We start from the raw sequence: 13,538 nt of genomic DNA, 5'->3' as shown, positions 1-13,538 counted from the left end.
ATGTGTTTTATTTGACTAGACAAGAATTTTATTTTGCCGCACAAATAGTAATAAGAAGAAAAGCAGATTGTGAAGATGCAAAGATTTAGAGAAGTGCAAGCGCCCCAAAGTGATATTTACAAATACTTTGGTTCTTCCCCAGTGTTGTTGTGGGAAATAGATTTACATAAGCAGCGCATCGCAGCGGTTTTCGAGTCTGGATGGAGCGATTATCCGTTTGATCTGGTTGAGCTTTTGAAAAACCCAAATCGAAGAAAAGAACTTTTGCTGCCGGAAGACCTACCGGAGCTAAATAATGCGATGCACTCGTTGCAGCTTGGGCAGTATGCCAATGCCGTCTTTCGATTACCTGACAGAACAGGCGCAATGAAATGGTTTAAAATCACTGGAGAGATCCAGAATGATGAAGAACTGAAGATTTTTGGCCACCTGACATGCGTTGATGACATTCTGGGAGATGCAAATCGAAAACCTCTGATTGCTAAATTGGAAAGTGCAGAGGTCAGGAAAGAGCAATCCTCTAGCAGGAAGACCTCTGCTCTAACCCGGAGGCTTGGAAAGCAAACATCTGTTCCGGCAATGCTCGCGATTATTAACGAAAGCCAGACTGCGCCTGAGTTTCAGGCCGTAATGTTCTCTCATGTAATGGCTGAGAAGGAGCAGGTCGCAGTTTACTATGCGGGCTCGGCGTTTGAGGAAAGAACTCAAGGAGAGATCTTCTCGTTTGAAGGCACCATTGCTGAAGCCATGATTACCTTCAATATGGAATACATGATTGTCGAGGATACAATGGAGAGCCTGAAACCGATCGACTGGGCTTTGTTTGTCCCAAACCGGGTTCGGTCTTATTTGGCTTTACCGATTTACGATGAAGGCCTGATAACTGGTGTGTTCATTGTTTGTGCAAATGATCCCAACCGCTTCTCGGAGGCACAAATCAACCACTTCCAAATTCTTGCAAAACCATTTTCTGCTGCACTCAAAAAACTGGACTGATCTGGGCGAGTGCTGGGTTTCACATTTGGATGCTCAAAGACTATATACAAACGCTGCCAAATGTTAGTCAGCTTCTTATCCATAATTTCCACGATATTGAGCCTGCGTTTTGCCTGATATCGTAAATTGGCATTGCCAAGTTGTTTGAGGTGAATTGCAAAGGTCTCGTTCAATCAAGTTTCAGATCATCATTTCGGCTGTATAATCTGCCAAAAGGCAAAAGCATTAGCCCTTGCGTGGCGGTAGGAATGAGAGAGAAATTTATATGGCGGGGACTGAAGATTGTGTTGATCTGACCGTGGGCGGAAAAGAACCGTTGTACTTGCCGGACGGCTTGAACCGTCCCAATATCATCTCCCGCTTTCTCGTCGGTCGGTGAGAGGTTTCGATCCTGTTGTTTAAACCCTTGTGTGCTCGGTGACCTGCATCAGATGCTAAAATCTGGGCGGTTTGCTATACCCAGCAATTTATTCGTCACGACGGCCTGCGGTTCACCGAATTGCTTGATCAGATTCTTGAAAAACCGTTTAGCCACCTTGGTATTCCGGCGCAGTTTCCGCGTCCTCGCCTTCCCAAGGATGAGCACGACCTTATGGCGATGGCGCAAAACGGGCATGTACTTAACTTCGATAATGTTTCTAAAATGGAAAGTTGGTTGTCTGATGCCATTTGCCGACTGAGGATGCCTATTGGTTCCAATCTGTTCGACTTGTGCTTCTCAATTGTATTCCAAAACTCACGAAGCGAGCTGAACTGGCAGAGCGTGCATTATCGGTTCGCCTTAAACGGATAGATGCGGTGCACCGCCAGCTGGAAAAGTTAATCTGGCAGAACTGAGAGCAGAAGAAGCCGGCTATGGTCGGAGCTGTGCCGGCTGCTTTGAGCGCTAGTATTTGCAATGTTGAGAAAGTGAATCTGGAGGTGATCTATGCTTTAAGGCTGCTCCAGAAATCGCGGGTCCTTTCAAGCTTTTCGTTGTCCTATGGGTAGTTCGTGAGGGAGGTGCAAGCGCCTGGGTAGTTTTCGCTAAGCCTTGATGTTTATGTTCGTGTTGTTGTTCTGCTCTTACTTTGTTTCTTTGTCCCATCCAATGGTTGTATTCATTGAACAATTCACTTTTCTGATTGACAGCTCAGCCAACCACCTCAAAAATCTAGTCTATTCCATGAGCGTGGTCCTGAGTGAACGCATGGAACACACACAGGAATATGAAGCGTTGCTGACGCTGTTTGATACTGTGCGCAATCACATTGAAGATGTGCAGGGAAGTAGCGAGAAGATATCCGAGCTGCTCGAACCTTGCGCGCTGGAAGTCTCCAAAACAGAATAACACGGAATGAAGAGGGGCATTGCCTCTCACGGAATATTCTGGCTTGGGAAGCGCTATGCTTCTCAGGCCATTTTTGATCTAAACAGCAGGTTGTATAGTTCGATCAAGATTGAATTATTGGAGTGACTAAGAGTGCTAGGCTTCCTCAAGTTTCTGGGAGGTCTATCTATGAATGATGCTGGCTCAAAATTTTGGTTCGAATATGTACTTCTTGGTGTCCTCGCGTTTCTTTGGGGCTCTTCTTATTTACTCATCAGAGTAGCCGTGCAGGAAATACCGCCTGTGACTCTCATCGCGGGGCGCGTTTTGATTGCGGCAGTTTTTCTTGCAGGCATTTTGGTGCTGCGAAGGGAGAAATTGCCGAGAGATCTAAAGGTCTGGCGGTACCTTCTGATACAAGCTTGTTTCAATAGCATTTTGGCTTGGACTGTGCTGGCGTGGGGGCAGCAACGTATAGATAGTGGGATGGCGAGTGTATTGAATTCAACGTCACCGCTCTTTGTTATCTTGATCTTGTTATGTCGTTCTTCGAGGTTGAGTGTAGCACCTTTGCAAATTTTGGGTGCTTTAGTAGGTCTATTAGGTGTTGTTCTTATTATAGGTTTTAATGCTTTGGAAGGGTTGGGGGATCAGGTTGCAGGCCAGTTCGCCGCTTTGGTTGGTGCATTCTTATATGGTTGTGCAGCTGTTTATGGTAAGCGGTTCTCTCACTTATCACCGGTCGTGGTCGCGAGTGGAACAATGATTTGGGCTTGTCTGTTCCTTATCCCGTCGAGCCTCATGGTGGAGCAGCCGTGGGAGTTGCGCCCTTCGATGGAAGCGCTTTTGTCTGTTTTGGTTCTTGGATCGCTCTGCACTGGTGTTGCGCTGATTTTATATTTTCGACTTGTGAGAACGCTTGGTGCCTTGGGTGTTGCTAGTCAAGCTTATTTGCGTGCAGGCGTAGGTGTCTTGCTGGGATTTTTCATTCTTGGAGAGCAGATTGATTTGATTGTTGGAGTAGGGCTTGGGCTTTGCCTTCTCGGAGTGGTGTTGGTGAATGGGAAAAAGAGACGGCAACAAACGATTTTTCCAAATACGGAGAAGTTGCAATTGAACTCTGACGGGCTTTGGCGGTCCTCTGACAGCTTGAGTTGCGTCAAACCTCACAGAATGCCTGTTTGTTGACGGCTATGACGACATCAACAGCTTTTCAGTATTAATTTGAAAAGGTAACTGGAGGGGTCGTGAGAGGCAAAATGTTGCTTACAAACGCTCTTATTTGCTTACATAGTGCTGACACAAAGCCCAAAAGCTCCCGAAAGGGAGCTTCGCAAAACCTCTTTAGGTACCATGAGGTTAAATGGTGAGCCCGCACGGTTTCGAACCGTGGACCTACTGATTAAAAGTCAGTTGCTCTACCAGCTGAGCTACAGGCTCACAGCAGCGTCTGGTTTGGTCGCTGCCTGTGAGGGGTCTTCTAAGGATTGCAGGAGCTTAGCGCAAGTGCCTTTTTTCTATTTTCCACACAGAGGCATATTTTTCTTTATTTTGGGCCAGCTGATTTTAGGTGACTTCTTTATCTCATACTAAGCCAAGGGGCTGGTTCTGAATGAAGCTGGCCATTAAGTGAGATGAGAAAGCGAAATAATTCAATTTCGTCTGGCTTAATCTCAGTTGGCGAAAATCAGCTCTCATCTGTTGCTAAATACGAAAGTCGCGTCAAACAGCTGACCGCAGATATTCTTCGTAAGATTGCACACCTGAAAGGATGGAAAGTTCCTATATTGGGAGTGTTCTATTTCAAGAGGCTTGTTCGGCCATTCAAAGTTCCGTTGAATAATTAGGTAAAAAACGTAGAGTAAGTATAGAACAATCTTGGTGATACTTCACAGAAAACGTGATACCTTAGTATACTATTTTAATAAATTTTGGGGGTTAGCCGGTGCTTTGCTTCCCAATTTTAGGTGTTTTACCGCGAAATACCTGTGGGTCTTTCCTTGTTGGCGAAATCGATATATTTTCGATTAGCCATATAATATCAATTGCTTGAATAAAAAACGAGGTTACCTGGGCCAATTAGGATATCGTGAGAGTTTACTGGTAATTTTGGTATTTGGTGTGTACGTAATTCACCGCTTTTGGCATTATTCATTCTGTGCCAGTGGGATGCTAAGCGTGTCTGATGGTTAAGTGCCAAGATTTCTTTTTCGTGATGTCGTGGTCTACGGTGTCGCGCAATTACAACTAAAGTGGAGGTTTGTATGAAACTTAGCAGTGTTGCAGTTGGAGCTGCGCTCTTGGCGGCTAGTGTCGCAACTGGAGCTTCGGCAGAAACCCGTTTTGTGTCCATCGGTACTGGTGGCGTAACTGGTGTGTACTACCCAACCGGTGGTGCGATCTGTCGTCTTGTTAACAAAACCCGTAAAGAGCATGGCATTCGTTGTTCTGTAGAATCCACTGGTGGTTCCGTTTACAACATCAACACCATTCAAAATGGTGAGCTGGAATTCGGTGTTGCGCAGTCTGACGTTCAGGCTAACGCGTACGAAGGCCGGTCCCAGTGGGAAGGTAAGCCTTTCACTGATCTGCGTGCTGTATTCTCCGTACATGCTGAGCCCGTTACAATGCTTGCAAGCAAAAGTTCCGGTATCAAAAATTACACGGATCTGAAAGGCAAGAAGCTCAATATCGGTAACCCGGGCTCTGGCCAGTACGCCACATGGAAACTGCTTGAGCAGGAAGGCGTTGTTGCGAAAAAAGATCTTGCTCTGGCTACTGAGCTAAAGTCCGCTGAAGCAGGTTCTGCTCTGTGTGATGGCAAGATTGACGCTTACTACTGGCTTGTTGGCCACCCATCTGCATCTACACAGGAAACTGTGAGCACCTGTGATGCGCAGCTGGTGAATGTTGAAGGCAAGGCAATTGATGATCTGGTAGACAAGTACTCTTTCTACCGCAAGGCGACAATTCCTGCTGGCATGTACAACAACGCAGAAGACATCAATACATTTGGTGTAGGCGCGACATTCGTGTCTTCCGCAGCTGTTCCTGATGATGTTGTTTACATCCTCGTTAAGGCCGTCTTTGAAAACTTTGACGACTTTAAAAGGCTGCACCCAGCATTTAAAAACCTGAAAGAAGAAGAGATGATCAAGGATTCCTTGACAGCTCCTCTGCATGACGGTGCGGTGAAGTACTACAAAGAACGCGGCTGGATGTAATCTGACCTTTGTTTTTTCAATGCGGGGCATCGCTTGTCCCGCATTTTTGATTTTCTATGAAATTTGGTAGGTTTTTTGCTTTGCCTTTGCAGATAAAGGCAAAGGGTGAACTGTTTTTTGGGGGAGCTAATGAGTCCAGAACGCCACAAAGCGCAAGTTGATGCGCAAGAGTTGGTCGCTCAGGCAGACACCGGTGCGCGGAGTCTCTCTGGAAATTTGGGCACAATGATTGCGGCCATTGCTTTTATCTGGTCAGCTTTCCAGCTCTATGTCGCGTCAAACGTCCCGTTTTGGCTGTACGACATGACTGGTATAAATCTCATCTTCAATAATTCGGAGGTTCGGTTTATCCATGTTGCATTCGGGCTTGTTTTAGCTGCGTTTGCCTATCCGTTATTCTCTCGTTCTCCTCGTCATACAATTCCTTGGTATGACTGGGTTCTCGCGTTTTTAGGGGCTGCTGCCTGTCTTTATCTCGTCTTTATGCGCAGTGAAATTGCTGATCGCGCCGGTCTGCCAACTCAGATGGATCTTATTGTATCCACAACTGGCCTGAGTGTGCTTGCGATTGCTGTTTACCGTTCGCTTGGTTTGCCGCTGGTTGTTGTTGCTGTCGTGTTCCTTGCCTACGCAATGTTTGGCAATTCGCCGTTTTTGCCTGAGGTTGTTCAATGGCGCGGTGCTTCCTACGGGAAAGCTATGTGGCACTATTGGATGCAGCTTGAAGGTGTCTTTGGTGTTGCCGTTGGTGTCTCCTCATCTATGATCTTCCTGTTTGTGCTCTTCGGCTCTTTGCTTGAGAAGGCTGGGGCAGGGAACTACTTTATCAAAGCTGCGTTTTCGCTGCTTGGTCACTTGCGTGGTGGCCCGGCTAAGGCGGCTGTGCTGGCATCTGCAATGAGTGGCCTCTACTCAGGCTCTTCCATTGCAAATGTGGTGACCACAGGTACCTTTACTATTCCGCTTATGAAGCGCACCGGCTTCCCGGCTGAGAAGGCTGGCGCTGTTGAAGTCGCGTCTTCAGTGAATGGTCAGTTGATGCCGCCCGTTATGGGTGCTGCTGCGTTCCTCATTGCTGAATTTACGGGCGTAAGCTACCAACAAGTGGTGATTCATGCGTTTATTCCAGCAGTAATCTCTTACATCGCGCTGGTGTACATCGTGCACCTTGAAGCACTTAAGATGAACCTCAAAGGTTTGCCAAAACCGCCTGTTCATATGACGGTTATCCGTCGTTTGATTGGTGTGTTGACAGGCTTTATTGGCATCACAGTGCTTGGCTTGGCTGTTTATTACGGACTTGGCTGGATAAAGGTTGCAATGCCTGCGCTGACTTTCCCAGTTGTGTTGCTTCTGTTTGTAGTGGGCTATCTTTATCTGGCTTATGTTGCTGCTCAGGTGCCGGATCTGGAAGTTGATGATCCCAATGCTCCTATTAAGGAATTGCCAGCTGCTGGTGATGTTGGTCGTACTGGCTACTATTACATCTTACCGATTGTTGTTCTGATCTGGTGCATTCTCGTTGAGCGTTTTTCTCCTTCGCTCTCAGCGTTTTACGCAACTATGGCGATGGTCTTTATCGTTGTTACTCAACATCCTTTGAAGGCGTATTTCCGTACGCAAACACAAGCTGGTCAATTTGGGCAGGGTGTCGTTGATTTTACCGAAGGCATGATTGGTGGTGCACGCAACATGATCGGTATTGCTGTTGCGACTGCAGCTGCAGGTATCATTGTTGGTACCGTGTCTTTGACTGGTATGCATCAGATGATTGCTGCACTGGTTGAGTTCTTGTCCGGCGGTAATTTGCTCTTAATGCTGTTCCTTGTGGCGGTGATGAGTTTGATCCTCGGTATGGGGCTGCCAACCACTGCTAACTATCTTGTAGTGTCCTCTTTGATGGCGCTGGTTGTTGTGGACCTTGGTGAGCAGACTGGCTTTATCGTTCCGTTGATTGCTGTTCACTTCTTTGTCTTCTACTTCGGCATTATGGCGGATGTGACGCCGCCTGTGGGGTTGGCGGCCTTCGCAGCTGCTGCCATCAGTCGTGGTGATCCAATTAAAACGGGTGTTCAGGGCTTCATCTATTCCATGCGGACGGCGGCGTTGCCGTTCCTGTTCATCTTCAACACAGATCTGTTGTTAATTGATGTGGGTCTGATGCAGGCAATCTTTGTCTTTATCGTATCGGTTGTTGCGATGATGTTGTTTGCTGCGGCGACACAGGGCTATTTCTTTGCCCGGTCCAAACTTTGGGAGTCTGTGACGCTGTTGTTGATCGCGTTTACGCTGTTCCGTCCAGGTTTCTGGCTCGATCAGATACAGGAGCCTTATGTTGACGCGGCAGGGCCTGCTATTGTTCAAATGATTGCTGATGCGCCGGCAGGTGATATGGTGCGTCTTAATCTCGCAGGACCTGATTTTGATGATATGGACAAGATCATAACACTTACATTGGCACTCGTAATCGGTGATGAACAAGGAGGCGAAGCGCGGCTTAATGCATCTGGTCTTGTCGCTGTTAGCAATGATGGGGCACTTGCTCTGGAAGAGCCATTCCCGAGTACTAAGTTTGCTGAAAAATTGCAGGGATTTGATTTTTACGGCGATGTTCCAGTCGTGATTGTCAGTGCTCAGGTTGATGCAGAACGGTTGCCGAAGGAGCTCTTTTACATACCTGCTTTGCTCTTGCTTTTGCTGATTGTTATGATTCAGCGCCGACGTCAAACGCAACCCGCTTTTTAAGCGGGTTGCAACAGAAAATTACAAATATTGAGGACCTGGGAAATGTACTCCAATATCTTGCTGCCTTTGGACTTGAACGAAGAAAGTAGCTGGAAAACTGCGCTTCCCGTCGCTGTGGATTTGGCGCGCCATTATAAAGCTCAGCTGCATGTGGTGACTGTTCTGCCTGATTTTGGCAAGTCAATCGTTGGTGGGTTTTTTGCCAAGGAATTTGAGACCGAAGCTTTGGAGCGGACCCGTGAAGCTCTTGAAGAATTTTTGGATACTCAACTTCCTGAGGAAGAGCTGGATGTGAAAGGGCATATTGCTCACGGAACCATCTATGAGGAGATTACCTCAGCTGCGGATAAGTTGGGCACAGATCTAATTGTTCTGTCTTCCCATCGTCCTGAGCTAAAGGATTTTCTTCTCGGTCCAAATGCGGCGCGTGTCGTGCGCCATGCCAACCAGTCAGTTCTGGTTGTACGCGATAACTAGATATCGCTCGATTCGGTGTGAGCGGCAATGACCTTTGCCTATTTGCCGTTCACCAAATTGTGTCGCAGTTTTTCTTGTCTGTTTGACGAAATGCATCCAAATTTCAGCGAAATTGTTTATATAGGCCTTGGTCGTTCTGTTATGACAGAGCTGTCTTGTACGCCCGTAGGCGTCGAGGGACTTTGGAGCAGACACATCCCAAACGGACTTAGGAAGACTACATGTTGCAAGACATCACGCTTTTGGGCGCATTTTTCGCGGGCATTCTCTCATTTGTTTCGCCCTGTGTTTTGCCGTTGGTACCACCTTATCTCGGGTACATAGCTGGATTGTCCATTGAAGAGGTAACTACCAGCGAGAAGAGCGTAGCGCAAAACAATCGCGTTATGATTGCCGCCATGTGTTTTGTGGGCGGTTTTTCGACTGTGTTTGTCTTACTCGGAGCCAGTGCCTCCTTCCTTGGGCAGTTCGTTCTGCAGTACTCGCAGTATCTGGCCTATTTTGCTGGTGCGATGATTATTGTTATGGGCCTACACTTCCTCGGCGCATTTAAAATTCCTCTACTTTACCGTGAAGCTCGCGTTCAGATAGACAAGAAGCCTGGCGGGTTTGGTGGTGCATATCTAATGGGCCTTGCCTTTGGATTTGGTTGGACCCCATGCATCGGTCCAGTGCTTGCTAGTATCCTGCTGATTGCTGGTACTCAGGCCTCTGTTAATCAGGGTGTGATCCTGCTTGCTGCTTATTCTTTGGGTATTGGTGTACCGTTTATGATTGCAGCGATGTTTGCAGGGCCATTCATGGGCTTCATGGTACGCTTCCGTAAACATATGGGTGTTGTTGAGAAGGTGATGGGTGCGTTCCTTGTGCTCACCGGCGTTGGTTTCCTGACTGGTTACATTCAAGCGTTCTCATTCTGGTTGTTGGAAACGTTCCCGGTGTTTTCCCAAATTGGCTAGAGAATTCGAAATTGAATTAATACAAAAAGGCCGCTCCTAAGAGCGGCCTTTTTGTTTGTTACTGGTCGCGAACGTTGATCAGGTGCTCGCTTTTTTCCGAAAGAGGCTGACTGGAAACGTTGCAAGCAGCAGACCTGTCATGATCGGTAGGAAACCGAGATAGTGGTATGGCTGTAACTTTTCTCCCAAAAACAGAACTGCCATGCCTACGCCATAAGGTGTCATGAGGTACATGAACATGCCTGCGATGGAGGGCCCGATAACCCGAATGCTGTATTGGTAGGTGGAGAAGGATGCAATGGAGGCTATGAGCGCCACGCCGCCAATAGAAAGCCATGCGTCTGATGTGACGGGAACAGATTTTGTGATGATCATTTCTGCGATTGCAAATGGTGCTAGCAATACTGTTCCGAGAATTGCGAGGGCACCGAAGAGCGGCAGCGTGGGGATTGCTTGAAGCTGGCTCTTTTTGATGAGTACGGAATAGATTGCCCAGCTCAGCGTGCAGAGTGCAAAAAGAAGATCACCGCTGTTGATTTGCAGGCTGAGAAGGTTCGTGAGTGAGCCTTTGGTGACGATGATGAAGACACCAATAACGGCTAGGGAAATACCAGCAAACTCGCGGGGGGCAATTGCACGACCTCTGAAAATCCATTCGAGAGCCAGAATGAGTGCGGGTGCAGCGGAATAGATTAGGGTGCCGTTGGTCGCGGAAGTCTCCCGCAAGGCGAGATAAACGATCGCGCCGCAAATCCACATTGCTAGAAACGCCATAAAGCAGAGAAGCTTTAGATTTGCCTTAATGACCGGCAGTGATGCCTTCAGGTCCTTCATAATGAAGGGTAGTAGAATAAGTGAGGCGACACCCCACCTGAAGAATGCAAGTGTCCAGGGCTCTGTTTGTGAAATAGCTGGTTTTGCAATGATGATATTTGAACTCATGAACACTGGCATGAGGAACAGCAGAGCATAGGTGGATGCCCATTTTGTATTGGCATTGGTATTTGGCACGCGATTTGTATTCCGTTGTGGCCAGAACGCAATGGGCTCTCCCGATCACAGCGTGTGAGGTAGAGCAGCCTCGTGTCAGGCGTAAAAAGTTGCCTTCAACCTATTGGAAAACGGTAGGGGAGCAATTGACTTTTTCTCGTGCCAGTCTTGCGCAGACCACAGCGGTGTCTGCAGCGTTGTAAAATGGACCGGCTGTTAGCTGGTAAAGCTCATCGCCTTCTTCTGACAGCGAGGAAATTTGTCTGGAGAGCTCGCCGAGCAGTGACGGGTTCTTCTGCTGTAAGGTTTTCCAGTTGTTCTCAAGCTCATTTACACTGCCATATTCGCCCAAATCAACCGCAAATGAAGTGCGTAGAATACGGCCAGATCCGGACTGAGAGAGCTTTCCCGCTGCAGGTGTTCTGTCAAAGTCGGGCAATACTACAGAGGCTGGGCTTTGCGGGATGGATGCAACGGTTTGTGGAGTTTTTCCGTTGGGAAGAAGGGTCGCTTTTGCGTCGTCCTGACGTTGCATCTTTGAAAGCTCTGCCAGAGAGACATCGGGTAGAGGTGCCTCCAGCTTGGGTAGGTTTGCTACTTCAGGAGCTGGGAGTGTTTCGATTGGCGTGACAGTTTTTTGAAATGGTTTAACGTTCACTCTCTCAACCGCGGGCTTACTTACGGGTTTCTCATTTGTGGAGACTGGGGTTGGCGTAACCTCGAAACCATCCATTTTATCAGACAAGCGGCGGTTCTGTTCCGTCAGTCGGAGCATTGTTCTGCGTAGGGATACCACTTCCTTACGTAATACTTGCAGCTCTTGCTTGGTTTGTTGCCCTGATTTTGATTCGGCTGCGCCTGATGTTCCCGGATAAATTTGGAAAGCGCCTTGGGTATTTTGCGAGGTAATTGATGCCGTTGTGGTTACTGGTCCAAAGGTGGGTAATAACTGTGTTGATTGGGGTAAATACGAGGGCTGGGCTGCAAAATTACTGGGCATTTGCATAGCAGAAGCGGCCAGAGCAACAAACGAAAGCGCAGAAATCGCCCATGCAAAAACTGCAACGCGTTCACGTAGCGCTTTGGGCTCTTGTCTTAACTCTTTGATTTTGTGAGGAAGTCTCAAAGCTTCCATCCGCCCTAAATTCGAATCTAACCATAATTATCTGAGCTAGTTTGGAGTTTTTATGGTTAACAAACTACAAATGTAATCCAAAAAGATGTAATGGCCTCAAATTTCCACTTGTGATGGCTAAGGTGAATTTCTTGGTGAAAGCAGATGGTTCACCTTTGAAATGACATAGCACTCGTGCAATTTGCAGTCTGTTCATTTATTTGGAATTTCCCAAGGGGTTTGTATGTCCGATCGTACTTGTTTGGCAATTGTTCTGGCTGCTGGCTTAGGGACGCGGATGCGCTCGCCCTTGCCAAAAGTGCTGCATGAAATTGGTGGGTTACCTCTTGTCGGGCATGTTCTCAATTCTGTGGCTGAGGCCGGAGCAACACAGGTTGCTGTCGTGGTTGGGCCGGATATGCCAAAGCTTGAAGCTCATGTGGCTCAGCAAGCTCCCAGTGCGACATGCCACACACAGATGGAACGATTGGGTACAGCACATGCGGTGAAAGCCGCTGAAGATGTATATAAGGCCGCGCCGGATCATGTGTTGGTTCTGTTTGGGGATACGCCACTTGTTACCTGTGATACCCTGAACCGCCTTCGTGAACGCCTTTCGCAAGGCGCTGATGTCGTTGTTCTTGGCTTTCAAACTGAAAATCCATTCGGCTACGGTCGGCTTTTGGAAGAGGGCGGCGAACTTGTTGCTATCCGTGAAGAAAAGGATGCAACCAGTGATGAGCGCAGAGTCACCTTATGTAACGCCGGTATCATGGCGTTCAAAGGTTCGGCCTTAAAAGACCTCGTAAATGCCATCAAGAATGAGAATGCAAATAACGAGTATTATCTGACTGATGCTGTTGAAGTTGCACATGCGAAAGGCCTGCGTGTGGTTGCTGAAACTGCGAGTGAGGAAGAGGTTCAGGGCATTAACAATCGCAAGCAGCTTTCTGCTTGTGAGGCTGTGTTCCAGACCCGCCGCCGTGACGCTGCTATGGAAAGCGGTGTTACGCTTGTGGCACCGGAGACCGTTTATTTCTCACATGATACTGTTCTGGAGCCGGACGTTTATGTTGAGCCCAATGTCGTGTTTGGTCCCGGCGTTCATATTGCCAGTGGCGCTCGAATTCGAGCCTTCTCGCATCTTGAAAGCGCAAGTGTCTGCGTTGATGCGACGGTCGGTCCTTATGCACGTTTGCGTCCCGGTGCAAAGATTGGTGAAGGCGCTCACATCGGTAACTTTGTTGAGATCAAAAATGCTCAGATTGAGGCTGGTGCCAAAGTCAATCACTTGTCTTACATTGGTGATGCGCGTGTTGGTGCTAAATCCAACGTGGGCGCAGGGACGATTACCTGTAACTACGATGGTTACATGAAGCATCATACTGACATTGGTGCTGGGAGCTTTATCGGATCAAATAGCGTGCTGGTGGCACCGCTGAAACTTGGTGACGGTGCCTTCGTTGCTGCTGGTTCTGTTGTGACCTCTGATATCCCCGAGAATGCTCTGGTGATTGGGCGAAGCAAGCAGGTTGTGAAAGAAAACCGCGCCACGAAAATGCGTCAAACGCTTGCCGCTGCAAAGGCCGCAAGAAAAAGCTAAGCAATATTATTTCATACTGATGGGGTTCAGTGGTGTGTATTCGCAATTTTCCTCAAGCTGAAATGAAACGAAACACGGATTGATTTCCTCGTGTGTGGGCAACGGGTTAAAGACTTGGCCT

Annotated in this window: 11 protein-coding genes and 1 tRNA gene; 9 read left to right on the top strand and 3 right to left on the bottom strand. The window is 47.8% G+C overall.

Annotated elements, in window-relative coordinates:
• Positions 1–75 precede the first annotated feature (75 nt).
• The 4 genes from BLS62_RS12555 (at position 76) to BLS62_RS12540 (ending at position 3,493) form a co-directional block, all read left to right on the top strand.
• Entirely contained in the window at positions 76–996 is a 921-nt protein-coding gene (locus BLS62_RS12555) for a GAF domain-containing protein (protein WP_143521552.1), read from the top strand.
• A 499-nt stretch (positions 997–1,495) separates the two neighbouring features.
• On the top strand, positions 1,496–1,789 hold the full coding sequence (locus BLS62_RS31355; protein ID WP_200798510.1) for a hypothetical protein: 294 nt from the start codon (positions 1,496–1,498) through the stop codon (positions 1,787–1,789).
• 396 nt (positions 1,790–2,185) lie between these two features.
• Positions 2,186–2,326 carry a hypothetical protein gene (locus BLS62_RS31350; RefSeq protein WP_200798509.1) on the top strand — a complete coding sequence of 47 codons (141 nt, stop codon included), beginning with the start codon at positions 2,186–2,188 and terminating at the stop codon, positions 2,324–2,326.
• Positions 2,327–2,494: 168 nt separating this feature from the next.
• Complete coding sequence (locus BLS62_RS12540; RefSeq protein ID WP_093181205.1) at positions 2,495–3,493, top strand: DMT family transporter; 999 nt, start codon at positions 2,495–2,497, stop codon at positions 3,491–3,493.
• A gap of 176 nt (positions 3,494–3,669) precedes the next feature.
• On the opposite strand, the gene BLS62_RS12535 is transcribed toward BLS62_RS12540, so the two are convergent.
• Positions 3,670–3,745 (bottom strand) — tRNA-Lys (locus BLS62_RS12535).
• An 824-nt stretch (positions 3,746–4,569) separates the two neighbouring features.
• Between BLS62_RS12535 and BLS62_RS12525 the strand changes: the two genes are divergently transcribed.
• The 4 genes from BLS62_RS12525 (at position 4,570) to BLS62_RS12510 (ending at position 9,710) form a co-directional block, all read left to right on the top strand.
• Positions 4,570–5,529 carry a TAXI family TRAP transporter solute-binding subunit gene (locus tag BLS62_RS12525; protein ID WP_093181199.1) on the top strand — a complete coding sequence of 320 codons (960 nt, stop codon included), beginning with the start codon at positions 4,570–4,572 and terminating at the stop codon, positions 5,527–5,529.
• 129 nt (positions 5,530–5,658) lie between these two features.
• Positions 5,659–8,274 (top strand): TRAP transporter permease, encoded by a 2,616-nt coding sequence (locus BLS62_RS12520; RefSeq protein WP_093181196.1) that lies wholly within the window; start codon positions 5,659–5,661, stop codon positions 8,272–8,274.
• A 42-nt stretch (positions 8,275–8,316) separates the two neighbouring features.
• Positions 8,317–8,751: a universal stress protein gene (locus BLS62_RS12515; protein ID WP_093181193.1), complete on the top strand. Its 435-nt coding sequence runs from the start codon at positions 8,317–8,319 to the stop codon at positions 8,749–8,751.
• Positions 8,752–8,972: 221 nt separating this feature from the next.
• Positions 8,973–9,710 (top strand): cytochrome c biogenesis CcdA family protein, encoded by a 738-nt coding sequence (locus BLS62_RS12510; protein ID WP_093181190.1) that lies wholly within the window; start codon positions 8,973–8,975, stop codon positions 9,708–9,710.
• A 78-nt stretch (positions 9,711–9,788) separates the two neighbouring features.
• Here BLS62_RS12510 and BLS62_RS12505 read toward each other — a convergent pair whose 3' ends face one another.
• Positions 9,789–10,721 carry a DMT family transporter gene (locus BLS62_RS12505; protein WP_208990839.1) on the bottom strand — a complete coding sequence of 311 codons (933 nt, stop codon included), beginning with the start codon at positions 10,719–10,721 and terminating at the stop codon, positions 9,789–9,791.
• 100 nt (positions 10,722–10,821) lie between these two features.
• Positions 10,822–11,826, bottom strand: a complete 1,005-nt coding sequence (locus BLS62_RS12500; protein ID WP_208990838.1) for an SPOR domain-containing protein — start codon at positions 11,824–11,826, stop codon at positions 10,822–10,824.
• Positions 11,827–12,058: 232 nt separating this feature from the next.
• Here BLS62_RS12500 and glmU point away from each other — a divergent pair, with 232 nt between their 5' ends.
• Positions 12,059–13,417: a bifunctional UDP-N-acetylglucosamine diphosphorylase/glucosamine-1-phosphate N-acetyltransferase GlmU gene (gene glmU, locus BLS62_RS12495; RefSeq protein ID WP_093181183.1), complete on the top strand. Its 1,359-nt coding sequence runs from the start codon at positions 12,059–12,061 to the stop codon at positions 13,415–13,417.
• Positions 13,418–13,538: the final 121 nt, after the last annotated feature.

This window comes from Pseudovibrio sp. Tun.PSC04-5.I4 (genome assembly GCF_900104145.1).
In the GTDB taxonomy this organism is placed as follows: domain Bacteria; phylum Pseudomonadota; class Alphaproteobacteria; order Rhizobiales; family Stappiaceae; genus Pseudovibrio.
The sequence above is the reverse complement of the archived record's forward strand: the minus strand, read 5'-3'. Positions and strand labels throughout refer to the sequence as shown.

Bases quoted from the DNA above. Each gene is read 5' to 3' on its own strand.
- BLS62_RS12555 (WP_143521552.1), top strand. From the start codon at position 76: ATGCAAAGATTTAGAGAAGTGCAAGCGCCCCAAAGTGATATTTACAAA.
- BLS62_RS31350 (WP_200798509.1), top strand. From the start codon at position 2,186: ATGGAACACACACAGGAATATGAAGCGTTGCTGACGCTGTTTGATACT.
- BLS62_RS12540 (WP_093181205.1), top strand. From the start codon at position 2,495: ATGAATGATGCTGGCTCAAAATTTTGGTTCGAATATGTACTTCTTGGT.
- BLS62_RS12525 (WP_093181199.1), top strand. From the start codon at position 4,570: ATGAAACTTAGCAGTGTTGCAGTTGGAGCTGCGCTCTTGGCGGCTAGT.
- BLS62_RS12520 (WP_093181196.1), top strand. From the start codon at position 5,659: ATGAGTCCAGAACGCCACAAAGCGCAAGTTGATGCGCAAGAGTTGGTC.
- BLS62_RS12515 (WP_093181193.1), top strand. From the start codon at position 8,317: ATGTACTCCAATATCTTGCTGCCTTTGGACTTGAACGAAGAAAGTAGC.
- BLS62_RS12510 (WP_093181190.1), top strand. From the start codon at position 8,973: ATGTTGCAAGACATCACGCTTTTGGGCGCATTTTTCGCGGGCATTCTC.
- glmU (WP_093181183.1), top strand. From the start codon at position 12,059: ATGTCCGATCGTACTTGTTTGGCAATTGTTCTGGCTGCTGGCTTAGGG.